Below are 18,473 nucleotides of genomic sequence, written 5' to 3' on the forward strand. Positions count from 1 at the left end.
GAGCCCTTGTGCTCCTTCCTGTATCGGCAGATTACGTGGCCCGGTTTAAAACCAGAAGCCGATGATAAAGGAGCCCGCCAGGGTCAGCATGACGTTGGCCACCGCATAGGTGCCCGCATAGCCGAGCGCCGGAATAGAGCTGTTGGCCGCCTCGTTGACCACGTCCATGGCCGGGGCGCAGGTACGGGCGCCGGTGATGGCGCCGAGCAGCAGGGCCGGGTTCATCTTCAGCACCCAGACCCCAAACAGGTAGCCCACCAGCACCGGCAGGGTGGTGACCAACATGCCGGAGAAGAGCACCACGGCACCGACCTCGCTCAGGTGATCCAGGATGCCGCCACCGGCTTTCAGACCGGTACTCACCATGAACACGGCGAGCCCCAGATCCTTGGCCAGGCGCAGGGCGCCGGGCGGCACGTAGCCGACCGTGGGATGGTTGGCCCTCAGATAGCCCATCAGGATCCCCGCCAGCAACAGGCCGACGGCGTTGCCGAGACCGAACTCGATCTGGCCGAACACCAGGGAGACGGAGCCGATCAGCAGGCCCAGCACGAAGAAGGTGGTGAAGGCCACCAGATCCGTGGTCTGACTGTGGATGCTGATGAAGCCTATCTTGTTGGCCAGCAGCTTGACCCGCTGCTTCTCACCGCTGATCTGCAGCACGTCGCCCTTCTGCAGCATGATGTTGCGATCGAACGGCATCTCGATCTGGGAGCGCACCACCCGGTTGAGGAAGCAGCCCTTCTCGGTGAGGTTGAGCTCCACCAGATGGCGGCCGACCACCGAATCGTTCTTCACCACTATCTCTTCGGTGACGATCTGAAGATCGAGCAGGTTGCGGTCGAACACCTCCTTGCCGTTGCGATAATTGACGTCGAGCTTCTCGTGGCTCTCCGGGTAACCGACCAGGGCGATCTCGTCCCCTTCCTGGATGATGGCGTCACCGTCCGGGCTTGCCAGGATGCCGTTGCGGCGGATCCGCTCCACGTAGCAGCCGGTGTGGGGATAGATACCGGTCTCCCGCAGGGTGCGGCCACCGATCCAGGCGGCGAGCTCGGGACCGACGCGGTAGGCGCGGATGATGGGCAGATAGGTCTTGCGGCTCTCGCTGTCCGACAGCCCCCGCTCGCGGGCTATCTTCTGTGCCTCGGTGTTCAGATCCAACCCGGCCAGGGAGGGCAGGTAGCGCACCACCAGCATCAGACCCACCAGACCCACCAGATAGGTCAGCGCATAGCCGATGCCCATGTTGTCGAGCACCGACTGCATGTCGGTCTGATGGGGCAGGTTGAGCAGGCCGCTGCGCAGGGCATCCTGGGCGCCAACCAGCGCCGGAGTCGAGGTGAGCGAGCCCGCCAGTATCCCCGCCGCCATGCCGGGCCCCAGGTTGAAGAACTTGGCGAGCCCCACCGTCAACAACAGGGCGGTCAACAGGATCACCAGGGTGAGGGTGATGTAGTGAATGCCGTCGCGCAGGAAGACGCTGAAGAAGTGGGGACCGGCCTCGATGCCGACGCAGAAGATGAACAGCATGAAGCCGACGTTCTCCGTGGTGGCGGTGAACTCGAACCCCATCTGGCCGAACAGCAGGGCGGTGAACAGCACCCCTATGGTGTTGCCAATCTGAAAGTTGCCCAAGCGCACCTTGCCGAGCAACAGGCCGAAGGCCAGTACCACGAACAGCAGCAGGGAGTCGCTTTGATGTAGAAGTGTCACGAAATCTATGGTCATACCCGGAAAAACCGAGGAAAAAAGTGGGGCCGATATTGTGCAGCATCCCTCATCAAGAATGAAGTCCCAAAGCGGATTAACAGGCAGTTAAGTGGGCAGGCTGGTGCAGGCGAGGAGCGGGACTCGGGGCGGGAGGGAAAAGACCTCTATTTCCCACTGCCAGCGCCGCTGTCAATTAGTGATTTCTGCTATCAGGGGGCGCAAGCTTCCCGCCCCTGTGGACAATTTATTACCTGCTGCGTGGGGCGCAACTGGGCATGCTTTTCAGCATTTTTAACTGGTTGGGCAGAAAGGGCGTAAACGGGCACTTTTCCCCACCCGACAGGTGGTGACCCACGGCACGGGGCATGGCGAAAAAAAGCCCGGGACGCTCGGCGCTAAATACCAGCATCAGACCCATTTAGGGGGGAGGAGAAAAACAGCAGAAAATGGCGAGGAAGGGGGACGTCGTCGTCCGGTCGGAGACAATCGCTACCAACCTAGGCCCGCCTTGGCCTTGACGCACTTACCCACAGAATCTGTGGATAAGCCTGTTAATGAAACTTGGCAATCAGGCTGTAGGCCGCGCCAATACTGGGGTGCAAGCACTGTTCAAAAAATACCTGCAAAAAAATGTTTCTATAAAAATCATATAGTTATATGCAGCAGCAGAAAACGCTGTCGCTCGGGAGAGGGGGATCAAATGGGAGTGTCGCCGCGAGAGACGGCTTGTGCATTAAAATTGGCAGAGGAAAGCACTAAAGTGGATAACTTGCACCGAGGTGGTGAGGAAATTGGCTCCCCCGACTGGACTTGAACCAGTGACATACGGATTAACAGTCCGCCGTTCTACCGACTGAACTACGGGGGAACATCAGGCAAGGAGACGCACTATACAGAGCTCGCTTTTCGAGGTCAATAGCCGCTTGGCAGGCAGAGTGGATACCCAGGTCCGCCAACTCGGGGTACACTCCACTCTTGCTGTTTTTTGCCGGGAGTCGTCATGAGCAAGTTATTTCAGTTGGCCAGCCAGTTTGAACCGGCGGGGGATCAGCCCGCGGCGATCGCCCGGCTACTCGATGGCATCGAGTCGGGGCTCGCCCATCAGACCCTGCTCGGGGTCACCGGCTCGGGCAAGACCTTCACCATGGCCAACGTGATCGCCACCCTGAACAGGCCCACCATGATTTTGGCGCCGAACAAGACGCTGGCGGCCCAGCTTTATGGGGAGATGAAGGAGTTCTTCCCCGACAACTCGGTGGAGTATTTCGTCTCTTATTACGACTACTACCAGCCCGAGGCCTATGTGCCGACCACGGACACCTTCATCGAGAAGGATGCCTCCATCAACGATCACATCGAACAGATGCGGCTGTCGGCCACCAAGGCGCTGCTGGAGCGGCGCGATGTGGTGATCGTCGCCTCGGTGTCGGCCATCTACGGTCTGGGGGATCCCCAGGCCTATCTCAGCATGATGCTGCACCTCAAGGTCGGGGATGTGATCAACCAGCGGGACATATTGCGCCGCCTCGCCGAGCTGCAATATACCCGCAACGATGTGGCCTTCAGCCGTGGCACCTTCCGGGTGCGGGGGGAGGTGATCGACATCTACCCCGCCGAGTCGGACAAGCTGGCCCTGCGGGTGGAGCTGTTCGACGAGGAGGTGGAGCGGCTCTCCCAGTTCGATCCTCTGACCGGCGCCATCGAGCAGACGGTGGTGCGCTACACCATCTACCCCAAGACCCACTACGCCACACCGCGCGAGACCATACTCGGGGCCATCGATCACATCAAGGAGGAGCTCAAGGGGCGTCGTGAGCAACTGCTCTCCCTCAACAAGCTGGTGGAGGAGCAGCGCATCAGTCAGCGTACCCAGTTCGACATCGAGATGATGCAGGAGCTCGGCTATTGCTCCGGCATCGAGAACTACAGCCGTTATCTGTCGGGGCGCGCGCCCGGCGAGCCGCCGCCCACCCTGTTTGACTATCTGCCGGGGGATGGTCTGCTCATCATCGACGAGTCCCATGTCACGGTGCCGCAGATAGGCGCCATGTTCAAGGGCGACAGATCCCGCAAGGAAACCCTGGTGGAGTACGGCTTCCGGTTGCCTTCGGCGCTGGATAACCGGCCGCTGAAGTTCGACGAATTCGAGGCGCTGATGCCGCAGACGGTGTTTGTCTCGGCTACCCCTGGTCCTTACGAGCTGGAGAAGTCCGGCGGCGACGTGGTGCAGCAGGTGGTGCGCCCGACCGGCCTGCTCGATCCCGAGATCGAGGTGCGCCCGGTCACCACCCAGGTAGACGATCTGCTCTCCGAGATCCGGCTGCGGGTCGCGGTGGAGGAGCGAGTACTGGTCACCACCCTGACCAAGCGGATGGCGGAAGACTTGACCGAATATCTGGCGGAGCACGACGTGCGGGTGCGGTATCTGCACTCGGACATCGACACCGTCGAGCGGGTGGAGATCATTCGCGATCTGCGGCTCGGCAAGTTCGACGTGCTGGTGGGCATCAACCTGCTGCGGGAAGGGCTCGACATGCCGGAAGTCTCGCTGGTAGCCATCCTGGATGCGGACAAGGAGGGCTTCCTGCGCTCTACCCGCTCGCTGATCCAGACCATAGGCCGGGCGGCCCGCAACCTCAACGGCAAGGTCATCTTGTATGGCGACACCATCACCAACTCCATGAAGGTGGCCATTGAGGAGACGGAGCGGCGCCGCGCTCTGCAGCATGCCCACAACCTCGAACACGGCATCACGCCTACGGGCCTCAACAAGTCGGTGAGCGATGTGATGGACATGGGGGGAAGTCGCACCGCCGGCAAGGCGGGCAGGGGCAGTCGCAAGGCGGCCGAGCCGCAAGGGGAATACCATGTCCGCTCCGCCAGCGAGATCGCCAAGGAGATCAAACGGATGGAAGAGCAGATGTTCCAGCATGCCCGGGATCTGGAGTTCGAGCAGGCGGCGGCCATGCGGGATCAGATCCAGCGGCTGCGCAGCGAGTTGATCGAGAGTTGAGCAACAAAAAGCCGAGCGGCAAGGGCTGGCTCATCTGGCGGCGGCTGCGTCGCCTCTATTTTGGCTTTCGCCACCCGGCCACCCCCTGGTGGGCCAAGGGGCTGGTGATCCTCATCCTGATCTACGGCATCAGCCCGGTGGATCTCATCCCGGACGTGGTGCCGCTGTTTGGCTGGTTCGATGACATCAGCCTGCTGTTGTTGCTGCTCTGGGGTTGGGAGTCCTGTCTGCCTGCCGAGGTCAAAAAAGGGCTGGATACGCTGGAATAAGAGCAGAGCTCTGCCATTGACCCGCTTCCGAGATGAGCCTGACACAGATGGGCTGAGCGCGGGTTTTCTTGAGGAGCCGCGGGTGCCGCCGATTGTGGCGCTCAAGCCATTGGCGTAGACTCCTCGCCGTTCACTTCATGGGTATACAAAATGGATCTGATCCTGTTCGCGATTGACTTTGTGTTGCACGTTGACGTGCATCTGAAAGAGCTGTTTGAAAACTACGGTGTCTGGGTGTACGCCATCCTGTTCCTCATCATCTTCTGTGAGACCGGCCTGGTAGTGACCCCCTTTCTGCCCGGTGACTCGCTGCTGTTCGCCGCCGGGGCGCTCACCGTGGGCAGCGTGCTGGATGTGCACACCCTGGCGGCTGTGCTGATCGTCGCCGCCGTGCTCGGCAACGTGGTGAATTACACCATTGGCCACTTCTTCGGTGAGCAACTGTTCCGCAATCCGGACTCCAAGATCTTCCGCCGCGATTATCTGGACAAGACGCACGCCTTCTATGCCAAGCACGGTGGCAAGACCATCATCATCACCCGTTTCATGCCGATCGTGCGTACCTTCGCTCCCTTCGTGGCGGGCATGGGGGCCATGACCTATCCACGTTTCCTGGCATTCAACCTGGTGGGGGCACTGTTGTGGGTCATCAGCTTCGTCTATGCCGGCCACTTCTTCGGCAACCTGCCGGTGGTGCGCCAGAACTTCACGCTGCTCATCTTCGGCATCATCCTGATCTCGCTGTTGCCCATGGTCATCGGCATGGTTAAAGCCAGGCGCAGTGCCGGCAAACCCAGTGCGTGAGTCAGGATCACCGATATAAAAAAGGGAGCCAGTGGCTCCCTTTTTCGTGGTCGAACCACATATTTAGTTGCAGCAACGGCCCTTGACCAGGTTGCCGATAGCCACCACGGCGAACACCAGCAGGTAGGCGGCAAAGATGACGACCAGCCACTGGGGCATGGAGAAGCTGAGGAACTGCCAGCTGATCTCGCTGCAGTCGCCGTCCGGATAGAACAGCCAGGGGATCCACTGATCGAGCGGTGCCCCGCTCGGGAAGTCGACGAAGCCTTCGCATACGTTGAAGGGGGAGGGATTTTGCTGGTAATCAACATGCTTGAGCGCCAGTTTTAGGCCCCAGAAGGCGCTGTAGCCCCACAGCAGCAGGGCGCTCCACCGGACATACCCTTTCTGGGGCGCCACCATGCCGAGCAGGCCGGCCGCGATCACCCCCAGGATGGCGATCCGTTCATAGATGCACATGACACAGGGGTGCAAGCCCAGCACATGCTGGAAGAAGAGGGCGCACAACTCGAAACACAGAGCGGAAGCGGCCAGCAGTCCCCAGGCCAATCGATGGCTGGCAATACGGCGAAGAAACTCGATCATCTGATTGATCTCACAGAGAAAACAGTGGCTGAATTAGAGCAGAGGCGGATGTAAAAAGAAAGGGTCCGCGAGGACCCTTCCATCATCAGTGTGACAGTGGCAGCGGGGTTGGTAGGGCGCCGCTTGGCATCAACCAGCCAGCCTGGTAGAACCATTCGGTGGCAGGGGCGAGCAGTTGTTCCACCGCGAAGAAGCCAACCAGACCCAGCACCAGGGTGTAGGGCAGGGCCATCCATACCATGCGCCCATAAGAGAGCCGCAGCAGAGGGGCCAGTGCCGAGGTCAGCATGAACAGGAAGGCCGCCTGACCGTTGGGGGTGGCGACCGATGGCAGATTGGTGCCGGTGTTGATGGCCACCGCCAGCAGATCGAATTGTTCACGGCTGATGGCGCCATTGAGCAGGGCCGTCTTCACCTCGTTGATGTAGACGGTGCCGACGAAGACGTTGTCACTGACCATGGAGAGCAGGCCGTTTGCCAGATAGAAGAGGGCGAGCTGATCCTCCGGTTTGGCGGCGAGCACCCATTGGATCACCGGTTTGAACAGCTGTTGATCGATGATCACCGCCACCACGCTGAAGAAGACGGTGAGCAGCGCGGTGAAGGGCAGGGCCTCATGGAACGCCTTGCCGAGGGCATGTTCCTCGGTGATGCCGGTGAAGGAGGTCGCCAGCACGATGACGCTCAGGCCGATCAGGCCCACGGCCGCCAGATGTAACGCGAGCCCGGTGATCAGCCAGAGGGCGATCAGGGCCTGCACGAGCAGCTTGGCCTTCTCTTGCGAAGAGCGCTGGGCATCTTCATCACGCTCGTAGGCCTCCATGATGCGGCGCACGGGCTCGGGCAACTTGGTGCCATAGCCAAACCAGCGGCACTTTTCCACCAGCATGCAGGTGAGCAGACCGCAGATGAAAACCGGGAGGGTCACCGGTGACATGCGAATGGCGAATTCGCCGAAATGCCAGCCCGCCTGCTCGCCAATAATGAGGTTTTGCGGCTCACCCACCAGGGTGCAGACACCCCCCAGGGCGGTGCCGATGGCGGCATGCATCATCAGGCTGCGCAGGAAGGCGCGAAACTCGTTCAGGTGCTGGCGGCTGGGTTCATCGAGGCTGCTGTCATCGTCATGCAGGCTGCCTGACTCATCGCGTGAGGCCACCTTGTGATAGATGGCGTAGAAACCGGTGGCGACACTGATCACCACGGCAATCACCGTCAGGGCATCAAGGAAGGCGGACAGAAATGCCGATACCAGACAAAATGCGAGGGACAACAGTGTCTTGGAGTGGATGCGGACCAGCATCTTGGTGAACACAAAGAGCAGCAATTGCTTCATGAAGTAGATGCCTGCCACCATGAACACCAGCAACAGCAGCACCTCTATATTGGCCACCAGTTCATGCTTGACCTGGTTGGCCGAGGTCATGCCGATCAATACGGCTTCGATGGCGAGCAGGCCGCCGGGTTGCAGCGGGTAGCATTTGAGTGCCATGGCCAGGGTGAAGATGAATTCGACAACCAGTAACCAGCCAGCCAGGAAGGGATCATGGTGAAAGACGATCGGATTGATCAGCAAGAATGAGACGATGGCAAGCTTGTACCACTGGGGGGCATTGCCCAAAAAGTTCTTTGCAAACGCGCGCCCTAGGCTGATCGGCATGATGATGGTTCTCTATTTCTGTGGTTGGTATCTGCGTCTATGCAGTCGAGCCTGATCGACCCGAGCATCCGGATAATCACCTGTATCAAATTGATTGCACATGATTTTAATCAAAGGCGCGATAACTATAAATAAGGTGGTGGCGATTGCCCAGCCGAGTGGCGTTTTTATCGCCACCAACCAGCCTTGACTGAAACCCATAGCATTTTTGTATACATATTTTTAACAAAAAGATCGGGTTAATGTGAGCAGAGGACTGACCTTCTGCTTGCTAGCATGACCGGCTTTGCTATTATTCGTGAGCCTTTTTACGCATTACAACAGAGTCACTACATGGTCATAAAAGCGCAGAGCCCCGCAGGGTTTGCCGAGGAATACATCATCGAGTCCATCTGGAACAATCGCTTTCCTCCTGGATCCATTCTGCCGGCGGAGCGCGAACTGTCCGAGCTGATTGGCGTGACTCGCACCACCTTGCGCGAAGTGCTGCAGCGTCTTGCCCGTGATGGCTGGCTCACCATCCAGCACGGCAAACCGACCAAGGTCAATAATTTCTGGGAAACCTCGGGTCTCAATATTCTGGAGACCCTGGCACGCCTCGATCAGGACAAGGTACCGGATCTGGTGGCGCAATTGCTGTCTGCCCGTACCAACATCTGCACCATCTTTATTCGTGGCGCCATTCGCAATAATCCCGAGCAGGCGGCCGAGATCCTGCGTGCTGCAGAAGGGGTAGATAACTCCCCGGAAGCTTACGCAGAGTTCGATTATCGTCTGCACCACCAGCTCTCGTTTGCCTCAGGCAACCCCATCTATGCCCTGATCCTGAATGGTTTCAAGGGCTTGTATAGCAGAGTCGGACGTTATTATTTCTCCGACAAGCAGGCGCGTGAGACGGCAGATGCCTATTACAAGACACTGCTGGGCTTGGCCGAGACCAAGAATCACGAGGCTGTGTTCATGACGGTGCGCCAGTACGGTATCGAGTCTGGCAAGCTGTGGACTCGATTACGCCAGGATATGCCGAGCAACCTGTGCGATAACTGAGTCGTTTCTGCAAAGAAAAAACGCGCCTGATGGCGCGTTTTTTATGCTTTGATGTCAGCTGTTCCCTTTTCGCTCCGGGCACCGTCCTATGATGTCGGCGGGCAGCTCCCCGTTATCCTGTTCCAGCACCACATCGAATCCCCACAGCTGGTGCAGATGTTTGAGCACTTCATGGCGCGATTCGCCAAGGGGGATCCGGTTGTGGGGGACGTAGCGCAGAGTGAGGGAGCGATCGCCCTTCACCGCCACGTTGTATACCTGAATGTTGGGCTCCAGATTACTCAAGTTGTATTGGGCGGACAGGGCGCTGCGCACCAATCGATAGCCTTCCTCGTTATGGATGGCCGACACCTTGAGGTAGTTCTTCAGATCGTCGTCATCGATGGCAAACAGCTTCATGTCACGCATCACCTTGGGGCTCAGGAACTGACTGATGAAGCTCTCGTCCTTGAAGTTCTGCATGGCGAAATGCAAGGTCTCCACCCAGTTCGTTCCTGCATAGTCGGGGAACCAGTATCTGTCCTCCTCGGTGGGGTGCTCACAGATGCGGCGCAAGTCGGTGAACATGGCAAAGCCCAGGGCATAAGGATTGATCCCCGAGTAGTAGCGGCTGTTGTAGGGGGGCTGATATACCACATTGGTGTGGCTGTGCAGCACTTCTATCATGAAGCGATCGCTGATCTTTCCCTCGTCATAGAGGTGGTTGAGGATGCTGTAATGCCAGAAGGTAGCCCAGCCTTCGTTCATCACCTGAGTCTGCTTCTGCGGGTAGAAGTACTGGCTTATCTTGCGCACTATCCGCACGATCTCGCGCTGCCATGGTTCGAGTAATGGCGCGTTTTTCTCGATGAAGTAGAGAATGTTTTCTTGTGGCTCAGGGGGATAGCGCCTGTCCTCGACCCCGGAGGTCTTGTGTTGCTTGGGCAGGGTGCGCCACAGCTCGTTGACCTGAGTCTGCAGGTAGTCTTCCCGCGCCTTCTGGCGTCGCTTCTCTTCTGCCAGCGAGATCTTTTGGGGACGCTTGTAGCGATCCACCCCGAAGTTCATCAAGGCGTGGCAGGAGTCGAGCAGCCGCTCGACCGCATCGATGCCGTGTTTTTCCTCACATTCGGTGATGTAGTTTTTGGCAAACAACAGGTAATCGATGATGGAGGAAGCGTCGCTCCAGGCCTTGAACAGATAATTATTCTTGAAAAAGGAGTTGTGGCCATAGCAGGCATGGGCCATCACCAAGGCCTGCATTGGCATGGTGTTCTCCTCCATCAGATAGGCGATGCAGGGCTCGGAGTTGATGACAATTTCATATGCCAACCCCATCTGGCCACGTTTGTAGTTGCGCTCGGTATGGATGAAGCGCTTGCCAAAGGACCAGTGCTGGTAGCCGATGGGCATGCCCACGCTGGAGTAGGCATCCATCATCTGTTCGGCGGTGATCACCTCGATCTGGTTGGGATAGGTATCCAGCTTATAAAACTTGGCAACCCGGGCAATCTCCTGGTGATAAGTTTCCAGCAGATCGAAGTTCCAATCAGGACCATCGTCCAGCGGCGCTATTTTTCTCGCGGTTTCTACCATATGACGTCCCTCAAGCCGCTTGCTTCTTGAACAGCTCCCGGAAGACCGGATAGATGTCCTCTACCTTGCGAATGTGCTCCATCGCAAAGTGGGGGAATTGACCGGCTACCGACTCATATTCGTGCCACAGGGTCTGGTGGGCGCGGGTGGTTATCTCGATGTAGGAGTAATAACGCACTCTTGGCATGATGTCGCGCATCAGGATCTCTCGACACTGCGGTGAATCATCGGCCCAGTTATCCCCATCCGAGGCTTGCGCTGCATAGATATTCCACTGATTGGCGGGGTAACGTTCGTTGATGATGTCGTTCATCATCTTGAGCGCGCTGGAGACTATGGTGCCGCCGGTTTCCTGGGAGTAGAAGAATTCATGCTCGTCCACTTCCTTGGCCTGGGTGTGGTGGCGAATGTAGACCACCTCCACGTTCTTGTAGGTTCGGCTGAGGAACAGGTAGAGCAGGATATAGAAGCGTTTGGCCATCTCCTTGGTGGCCTGATCCATGGAGCCTGACACGTCCATCAGGCAGAACATCACCGCCTGGCTGGAGGGGACGGGCCGTTTGACGAAGTTGTTGAACTTGAGATCGAAGGTGTCGATGAAAGGCACCGCATCGATCCGCCGTTTCAGTTCACGGATCTCTTTCTCGAGCTGCGCCATTTCGGCAAAGTGATCGTTGGGCTCGGTGGCGAGCAGGGCGAGGCGCTCCTCCAGCTCGCGCAGTAGCCGTTTCTTGCCTGCTTGCAACGCCATGCGCCGCGCCAGCGAATTTTGCAGCGAGCGCACCACGTTGATATTGGCCGGCACTCCGTTGGAGGTGTAGCCCGCGCGGTAGGTTTTCATCTCCATCAACTGATTGAGTTGGGTCTTCTGTAGCCGTGGCAGCTCCAGATCTTCGAACAGCAAGTCCAGATACTCATCCTTGGAGATCTGGAACACGAAGTCGTCAGCACCTTCCCCCTGATCCGAGGCTTGTCCCTCGCCGGAGCCCTGGCCTCCGCCACCTCCCTTGGGACGGTCAATCTTGTCGCCGGAGATGAACTGATCGTTGCCCGGGTGAACCATCTCCCGTTTACCGCCTTGCCCCTGATGGAAATGGGGTTCGCCAATATCCTTTGTCGGGATGCTGATGCTCTCGCCCTTGTCTACGTCCTGAATGCTGCGCTTGGAGACAGCATCCGAGACCGCTTGTTTGATCTGCTTCTTGTAACGGCGGATGAAGCGCTGCCGATTGACAGCGCTTTTGTTTTTGCCGTTGAGCCTGCGGTCGATAAAATGCGCCATAACTCCCCCTTGAACTGGTCAGGGTCAGGATGACTTGCGTACCCTGAGGTACCATTCGGAGAGCAGACGCACCTGTTTGCGGGTGTAGCCCTTCTCCATCATCCGTTCGACAAAGTTATCGTGCTTCTTCTGCTCCTCGGCCGAGGTTTTGCTGTTGAAGGAGATAACCGGCAGCAGCTCTTCCGTGTTGGAGAACATCTTCTTCTCGATCACGGTGCGCAGTTTCTCGTAACTGGTCCAGTTGGGGTTACGGCCCGCATTGTTGGCCCGTGCACGCAGCACGAAGTTGACAATCTCGTTGCGGAAATCTTTCGGATTGCTGATCCCCGCCGGTTTTTCAATCTTCTCCAATTCGCTGTTGAGGGAGGCTCGATCAAACAGTTGGCCGGTCTCCGGGTCGCGGTATTCCTGATCCTGGATCCAGAAGTCGGCATAGGTCACATAGCGATCGAAGATGTTTTGGCCGTATTCCGAATAGGATTCGAGATAGGCGGTTTGAATTTCCTTGCCGATGAACTCCACGTAGCGTGGGGTCAGGTAGCCCTTGATGAACTCCAGGTAACGATCGTGCAGCTCTTGCGGGAACTGCTCGCGCTCTATCTGCTGCTCCAGCACATAGAAGAGGTGTACCGGGTTGGCGGCCACTTCCGCATGGTCGAAGTTGAATACCCGGGAGAGGATCTTGAACGCGAAGCGGGTCGACAGGCCATTCATGCCCTCGTCCACGCCGGCGTAGTCGCGATATTCTTGATAGCTCTTGGCCTTGGGATCCGTGTCTTTCAGGCTCTCGCCGTCATAGACCCGCATCTTGGAGTAGAGGCTGGAGTTCTCGGGTTCTTTCAGGCGTGACAGCACCGAGAATTGACCGAGCAGCTCCAGGGTGCCTGGCGCACACTTGGCGTCGGTCAGTTCGCTGTTGAACAGCAGTTTTTCGTAGATCTTCACCTCTTCCGAGACGCGCAGGCAGTAGGGCACCTTGACGATATAAACCCGGTCGAGGAAGGCCTCGTTGTTCTTGTTGTTGCGAAATTGCTGCCATTCCGATTCGTTGGAGTGTGCCAGCAAGATGCCGTCGAAGGGCAGGGCGGAGAGTCCCTCCGTACCGTTGTAGTTGCCTTCTTGGGTCGCAGTCAGCAAGGGGTGTAGTACCTTGATGGGGGCCTTGAACATCTCCACGAACTCCATCATTCCCTGGTTCGCCTTGCACAGCGCGCCAGAGTAGGAGTAAGCATCGGCATCATCCTGGGCGTAATGCTCCAGCATGCGGATGTCGACCTTGCCGACCAGGGAGGAGATATCCTGGTTGTTGTCATCGCCGGGCTCCGTCTTGGCGATCGCAATCTGATCCAGAATGGAGGGATTGACCTTCTCCACCTTGAACTTGGTGATGTCACCACCAAACTCGTGCAGGCGTTTGGCTGCCCAAGGGGACATGATGGGGCGCAGGTAGCGGTGCGGGATACCGTATTCTTTTTCCAGGATCTCGCCATCTTCCTCGATGTCGAACAGGCAGAAGGGGTGATCGTTGACCGGCGAACCCTTGATACGATAGATAGGCACCTTCTGCATCAAGGACTTGAGTTTCTCGGCCAGGGATGATTTGCCGCCGCCGACGGGCCCCAGCAGATAGAGAATTTGCTTCTTCTCTTCCAGCCCCTGGGCGGAGTGTTTGAGGTAGGAGACGATCTGCTCGATGGCCTCTTCCATGCCATAGAAGTCTTTGAAAGCGGGATAGCGTGCGACGACGCGATTGGAAAACAGGCGGCTGAGGCGCGGATTGACCGAAGTGTCGATCATTTCCGGTTCGCCGATGGCAACCAGCAGACGTTCGGCGGCGGAGGTGTAGCAGGATTTGTCCTGTTTGCACATATCCAGGAACTCCTGAATGCTGTACTCCTCCTCTCTGGCTTTCTCATACCGCTGTTGATAGTGCTCGAAGATGCCCATAACTTAGCCCTCGTTATAGTCGCTTACCCTGAAAAAGAGTGGATCACTACTTTTGTTCTGTTTGCCTCTTAAGCCTAGTCAACAGCCCCCAGTAATCCATCGCCATCATTGGTTTAAGTTTGCGCGGGAGCTTCCCGATCCTTGTGCGGGAAGATGCAGTCAATGACATACCTATGTTACTGACTGTTAAATTATTTTTGCCATGACAGTGATGCAAATGTCAAAGACATAAAAAATAAATGTTTGTGTGGTAGATGCAGGAAAGGGAGGTCTCCCGCGTTGCGCACTCGGCAACGCAGACGGGGCAAGGGTGGTAGAGGGAAGGAGAAGAAATTGATTTACGTTTACGTTAACGTGATACACCCGTTTGGTGTTTTGGCTCTAATTTTTACATTGACGCTACATTCTGACTGCTCTAGATTGGCCCTGTGTCGAGCAGTCATCGCTTTAGCAAGAAAGTGCTGATTGTGCAGATACTAAGCTCTGTTTAAGCACGTTTCCGTTGGCTTGACCCTCGCATCCGCGGGGGTCTTCTTTTTTCGGCATTCGGCAAGAGCGAATCCTCAAGGCGTCGCGACATAGAGTCGTGAAACCGCTGCCAATACCTCGGCGAAGGGATGAGCGGCCAGCTGGCCAAAACCGGCCAGGTTCTTTGCCTTGACCCTGGTGGTCAAGGGGGTGGCGATGCCGCACAAGAAACGGGTCAGGATGCGTGGCTCCTGGCTGTGGCACAGCGCCACCAGCGGATCACACCAGGCACGCAAGCCCTGTTCGTTGGGCAAGCTTGGTGTCGGGAGTGGAGGCAGGACGGCAATTTCACCCCGGCAGACGGAGCAGTGCCCACAGTGGCTCGGCGCCTGCTCATCGGCAAAATAGCGGGCCAGCTCATGGCTGAGACAGTGGGTCGAGATGAAGAAGTTGAGCAAGGCTTGCAACCGAGCCAATTCGCTCTGCTCTTTCTGCTCGAACAGAAGATGGAGCTGATCCGCCAGCGACGCTACATCCAGGTCTTGACGCATTACCCGGTAAACTTCCGTCATCTGCTTGCTTTCGAGCTCGATCCAGCCCTGTTGCTGCAAATAATCCAGCGCGGCGGCGGCCCGTGATCGTTCCCCCTGATAACCCTGCCAAAGCGCATCGAAGTCCATGGTGCACCAGCTGCGCGCCTGAGGCGCGCAGGCAAACAACTGCTCCAGGAACTGGCGCCGATCCGGATTGAAACGCGCCAGGATCTCCTGCTTGTCCAGCAGGAACTTGAAGCGATATTCGGCAAAATAGCTGTAGGCTGGCGCAATGACGCCCGCCATCTCCAGATAGACCAGCAGGGTCTTGAGCGGCAACTGGCGGATGTTGGTGTCATTGGAGAGGCGCAGCAGGCTAAATTCCCACTCGGCCCCGCTCTGGCGCAGGATCTCGAGCAGGATCAGGATGGCGGCTCTGTCAGGGGTATCCCCATAGACGAAGTTTTCCAGCACCGGCAACTGGGTGCGGCTGGCCAGCACGATACAGCGGGAGGGGAGGCCGTCACGTCCGGCGCGACCTATCTCCTGGCTGTAGTTCTCGATGGACTTGGGCAAGTCGTAGTGAATGACCCGGCGGATATCGGCCTTGTCGATACCCATGCCAAAGGCGATGGTGGCGACGATGCAATCCACCTTGCCGGCCATGAAGTCGTGCTGGATCTGGCTGCGCAGGGCAGGATCCAGCCCGGCATGATAGGCGCAGGCCCGGATCCCCGCCCGCTGCAACAGTTCGGCGCACTGTTGCGCGGTGTGTTGCAGGGTGACATAGACGATGGTGGGCGCCGCGGGATCGCGCCGCAGTTCGTCACAAAGCCAGCTGTCGCGGGCGTTACCGGCCAACGGGAGCACACCGAGATCCAGATTGGCGCGATAGAAGCCGGTCACCACCAGATCCTCGCCGTCGATATCGAATTTTGCCTGCATGTCCGCCATGACCGCCGGGGTAGCGGTGGCGGTGAGCAACAATACCTGGGGAATGGCCAGCTCGCGACGATGAGTCGGCAGCTTCAGGTAGTCGGGGCGAAAATTATGACCCCATTCGGAGATGCAGTGCGCCTCATCCACCACCAGCATCGACAGCGGGATCTGGGCGATGAAGCGGCGAAAACGCTCGTTCTTGAGGCGTTCTACCGAAATCATCAGGATCTTGAGCTGGCCGTCACTGGCCTGCTGCATGACCCGGCGGCTCTCCTCCGGCGTCTGGCTGGAATCCAGGGTGGCGGCGGCGATCCCCTTGCGTTGCAGGAAGGCGAGTTGATCGTGCATCAACGCCAGCAGGGGAGAGATCACCAGCGTCAGGTGCGGCAGTGCCAGGGCGGGCAACTGATAGCAGAGGGACTTGCCGGCCCCGGTCGGGAAGATGGCCGCCGCACTCTTGCCCGCCAGCAGGCGCTCGATCACGGCCTCCTGGCCGGGGCGCAACTGGGTGAAGCCAAAGTGTCGGGTCAGCAGGGAGGTGATCATGGCATGGCTCCAGCGCAAAGGGCGCCATGATACCACTCTTGCCACCCGTTCTGCCCGGGAACGGGTCGGAATGGCGACAATTTGACCGTGGTTGATATTGTGTTATCACATTGTTGTAGATTTTTTGTGAGGTAACCCTGATATTTTTCAGTGATTATGTGGAAAAAAACGCCGGCTGATGGGATATTCCTTGTCCGCAGCCCCATGCGTAATTGGACGGATCCAGAAGAAGATCTGCCAACAGCGATCGCCGTCAAGTTGCCGGTATCACGGCGTGTGGCAGGTTGCCAACAGGACTAATGATTCACGCACCTCGTGTGCCCAGGGACTCTTTGATGACACAACAACACCCCCTCATAAGACTGGTCAATAGCACCAGTCTGGTTAGCCAGATCCTGGTCGGTCTGGTACTCGGTATTATCCTTGCCATGGTCATGCCGGAATGGGCCAAGGCGGCAGGTCTGCTCGGCAGCCTGTTCGTCGGCGCCTTGAAGGCGGTCGCGCCGCTGCTGGTCTTCGTGCTGGTGATGGCCGCCATCATCGGTCACAAGCAGGGCCAGAAGACCAACATGAAACCGATCCTGCTGCTCTACCTGCTGGGAACCTTCCTGGCGGCAGTCGTGGCCGTGGTCGCGAGCTTCCTGTTCCCGTCCAACCTGCACCTGGTGGCGAGCAGCGCCGAGATCACCCCGCCGGGTGGCATCACCGAGGTTCTGCAGACCCTGCTGTTCAACGTGGTGACCAACCCGGTCAAGGCGTTGATCGATGCGAACTACATCGGCATCCTGGCTTGGGCCATCGGCCTTGGCATCGCCATGCGTCACGCTGGCGAGAGCACCAAGGCGGTGATCACCGACCTGTCGCACGGGGTTTCCACCATCGTCAAGGCGGTGATCCGCTGTGCGCCGCTCGGTATCCTGGGGCTGGTCGCCTCGACCCTGGCCGAGACCGGCTTTGACGCCCTGTTCGGTTATGCCCATCTGCTGGTGGTGCTGATCGGCTGCATGCTGTTCATCGCCTTCGTGGTCAACCCGCTCATCGTGTTCTGGAAGATCAAGCGCAACCCCTATCCGCTGGTGCTGACCTGCCTGAAAGAGAGCGGCGTGACCGCCTTCTTCACCCGCAGCTCCGCCGCCAACATCCCGGTCAACATGACGCTCTGTGAAAAACTGCGCCTGCCGAAAGACACCTACGCGGTCTCTATCCCACTGGGCGCCACCATCAACATGGCCGGTGCTGCTATCACCATTACCGTGCTCTCCATGGCGGCGGTACACACCTTGGGAATGGAAGTAGATCTGGCCACGGCCATCCTGCTCTCCGTCGTCGCCACCATCAGCGCCTGCGGCGCCTCCGGGGTGGCCGGTGGCTCCCTGCTGCTGATCCCGCTGGCGTGCAGCCTGTTTGGCATCGGCAACGACATCGCCATGCAAGTGGTGGCGGTTGGCTTCATCATCGGGGTGTTGCAGGATTCCGCCGAGACGGCGCTCAACAGCTCCACCGACGTACTGTTCACCGCGGCGGCCTGCATGGCGGAAGAAGAAGCGCTGCAAAGTGCCGCGCAGCTCTCTCGCGAAGCCTGATAGCCGGTTTATCTACGCATTGAAAACGCCCTCTCAGGAGGGCGTTTTTTATGGTCGAAAGCGAGCGAAAGGGCGCGGATACCAGCTTGAAACAGGGATCTGGCCAGCGCACCTGATGGCCAGGTTCGCGCATAGTGCCATGCCGTAGCGGGCAGGATTGGTGAAGGGAAGGCAACCGTCACGGCCTCACGGAGCGCGCGATTGGCGAAAGGCTATCTCGGCTGGGCAGAGACTTGGCTGACCTGTTGACCCCGTGAGAAAGCAGAACAACTATCATGCGTGGTTCGCCAGCAGGGGGCGAGCTGCGAGTGACAGGTTCAGCGACAGGAAGGGTGCTTGGTGGCAGGCGAGCCGTTCTCAACTGTCTGGATGCCAGATCTGGCCATTCTAGCTGGGCACTGGGTGCGCGTTGTCAGAACACTGGGGGATCACCTGCATCATGACGGCATTGCTGGAGGGAAACGAAGGAACAATAAAAATGCCCGCCATCACTGGCGGGCATTTGCTTG

General features: G+C 58.2%; 12 protein-coding genes and 1 tRNA gene. 5 read left to right on the top strand and 8 right to left on the bottom strand.

Annotated elements, in window-relative coordinates; genetic code table 11:
• Positions 1–45 precede the first annotated feature (45 nt).
• Both ACZ9IL_RS05680 and ACZ9IL_RS05685 read right to left on the bottom strand, forming a co-directional pair.
• A complete protein-coding gene (locus ACZ9IL_RS05680) occupies positions 46–1,731 on the bottom strand; it encodes an aspartate:alanine antiporter (RefSeq protein WP_476002632.1) in 1,686 nt (561 codons plus the stop codon).
• A 774-nt stretch (positions 1,732–2,505) separates the two neighbouring features.
• Positions 2,506–2,581: transfer RNA gene (locus ACZ9IL_RS05685), tRNA-Asn, on the bottom strand.
• Between the two features lie 132 nt (positions 2,582–2,713).
• On the opposite strand from ACZ9IL_RS05685, the gene uvrB reads away from it, so the two are divergent.
• The 3 genes from uvrB (at position 2,714) to ACZ9IL_RS05700 (ending at position 5,799) form a co-directional block, all read left to right on the top strand.
• Positions 2,714–4,726, top strand: a complete 2,013-nt coding sequence (gene uvrB, locus ACZ9IL_RS05690; protein WP_476002633.1) for an excinuclease ABC subunit UvrB — start codon at positions 2,714–2,716, stop codon at positions 4,724–4,726.
• A complete protein-coding gene (locus ACZ9IL_RS05695) occupies positions 4,723–4,995 on the top strand; it encodes a YkvA family protein (protein ID WP_476002634.1) in 273 nt (90 codons plus the stop codon). The genes uvrB and ACZ9IL_RS05695 overlap by 4 nt, the downstream gene beginning before the upstream one ends.
• 150 nt (positions 4,996–5,145) lie before the next feature.
• A complete protein-coding gene (locus ACZ9IL_RS05700; protein WP_476002635.1) occupies positions 5,146–5,799 on the top strand; it encodes a DedA family protein in 654 nt (217 codons plus the stop codon).
• Positions 5,800–5,862: 63 nt separating this feature from the next.
• On the opposite strand, the gene dsbB is transcribed toward ACZ9IL_RS05700, so the two are convergent.
• On the bottom strand, positions 5,863–6,384 hold the full coding sequence (dsbB, locus tag ACZ9IL_RS05705) for a disulfide bond formation protein DsbB (protein ID WP_476002636.1): 522 nt from the start codon (positions 6,382–6,384) through the stop codon (positions 5,863–5,865).
• Positions 6,385–6,469: 85 nt separating this feature from the next.
• Positions 6,470–8,044: a Na(+)/H(+) antiporter NhaB gene (nhaB, locus tag ACZ9IL_RS05710; RefSeq protein ID WP_476002637.1), complete on the bottom strand. Its 1,575-nt coding sequence runs from the start codon at positions 8,042–8,044 to the stop codon at positions 6,470–6,472.
• Between the two features lie 333 nt (positions 8,045–8,377).
• Between nhaB and fadR the strand changes: the two genes are divergently transcribed.
• Positions 8,378–9,091 carry a fatty acid metabolism transcriptional regulator FadR gene (gene fadR / locus ACZ9IL_RS05715; RefSeq protein ID WP_476002638.1) on the top strand — a complete coding sequence of 238 codons (714 nt, stop codon included), beginning with the start codon at positions 8,378–8,380 and terminating at the stop codon, positions 9,089–9,091.
• Between the two features lie 54 nt (positions 9,092–9,145).
• On the opposite strand, the gene ACZ9IL_RS05720 is transcribed toward fadR, so the two are convergent.
• The 4 genes from ACZ9IL_RS05720 to ACZ9IL_RS05735 all read right to left on the bottom strand — a co-directional run bounded on the left by ACZ9IL_RS05720 (position 9,146) and on the right by ACZ9IL_RS05735 (position 16,381).
• The gene (locus tag ACZ9IL_RS05720; protein ID WP_476002639.1) at positions 9,146–10,666 is read right to left on the bottom strand and encodes a SpoVR family protein; all 1,521 of its coding nucleotides are present in this window, start codon (positions 10,664–10,666) and stop codon (positions 9,146–9,148) included.
• 10 nt (positions 10,667–10,676) lie between these two features.
• The gene (locus ACZ9IL_RS05725) at positions 10,677–11,948 is read right to left on the bottom strand and encodes a YeaH/YhbH family protein (RefSeq protein WP_476002640.1); all 1,272 of its coding nucleotides are present in this window, start codon (positions 11,946–11,948) and stop codon (positions 10,677–10,679) included.
• Positions 11,949–11,972: 24 nt separating this feature from the next.
• Complete coding sequence (locus tag ACZ9IL_RS05730; protein ID WP_476002641.1) at positions 11,973–13,895, bottom strand: PrkA family serine protein kinase; 1,923 nt, start codon at positions 13,893–13,895, stop codon at positions 11,973–11,975.
• Positions 13,896–14,458: 563 nt separating this feature from the next.
• Positions 14,459–16,381 (bottom strand): RecQ family ATP-dependent DNA helicase, encoded by a 1,923-nt coding sequence (locus ACZ9IL_RS05735; protein WP_476002642.1) that lies wholly within the window; start codon positions 16,379–16,381, stop codon positions 14,459–14,461.
• A gap of 335 nt (positions 16,382–16,716) precedes the next feature.
• On the opposite strand from ACZ9IL_RS05735, the gene sstT reads away from it, so the two are divergent.
• Entirely contained in the window at positions 16,717–17,964 is a 1,248-nt protein-coding gene (gene sstT, locus ACZ9IL_RS05740) for a serine/threonine transporter SstT (protein ID WP_476002643.1), read from the top strand.
• Positions 17,965–18,473: the final 509 nt, after the last annotated feature.

Source organism: Aeromonas sp. TECH754 (assembly GCF_056279295.1).

Bases quoted from the DNA above. Each gene is read 5' to 3' on its own strand.
- ACZ9IL_RS05680 (WP_476002632.1), bottom strand. From the start codon at position 1,731: ATGACCATAGATTTCGTGACACTTCTACATCAAAGCGACTCCCTGCTG.
- uvrB (WP_476002633.1), top strand. From the start codon at position 2,714: ATGAGCAAGTTATTTCAGTTGGCCAGCCAGTTTGAACCGGCGGGGGAT.
- ACZ9IL_RS05700 (WP_476002635.1), top strand. From the start codon at position 5,146: ATGGATCTGATCCTGTTCGCGATTGACTTTGTGTTGCACGTTGACGTG.
- dsbB (WP_476002636.1), bottom strand. From the start codon at position 6,384: ATGATCGAGTTTCTTCGCCGTATTGCCAGCCATCGATTGGCCTGGGGA.
- nhaB (WP_476002637.1), bottom strand. From the start codon at position 8,044: ATGCCGATCAGCCTAGGGCGCGCGTTTGCAAAGAACTTTTTGGGCAAT.
- fadR (WP_476002638.1), top strand. From the start codon at position 8,378: ATGGTCATAAAAGCGCAGAGCCCCGCAGGGTTTGCCGAGGAATACATC.
- ACZ9IL_RS05720 (WP_476002639.1), bottom strand. From the start codon at position 10,666: ATGGTAGAAACCGCGAGAAAAATAGCGCCGCTGGACGATGGTCCTGAT.
- ACZ9IL_RS05725 (WP_476002640.1), bottom strand. From the start codon at position 11,948: ATGGCGCATTTTATCGACCGCAGGCTCAACGGCAAAAACAAAAGCGCT.
- ACZ9IL_RS05730 (WP_476002641.1), bottom strand. From the start codon at position 13,895: ATGGGCATCTTCGAGCACTATCAACAGCGGTATGAGAAAGCCAGAGAG.
- ACZ9IL_RS05735 (WP_476002642.1), bottom strand. From the start codon at position 16,381: ATGATCACCTCCCTGCTGACCCGACACTTTGGCTTCACCCAGTTGCGC.
- sstT (WP_476002643.1), top strand. From the start codon at position 16,717: ATGACACAACAACACCCCCTCATAAGACTGGTCAATAGCACCAGTCTG.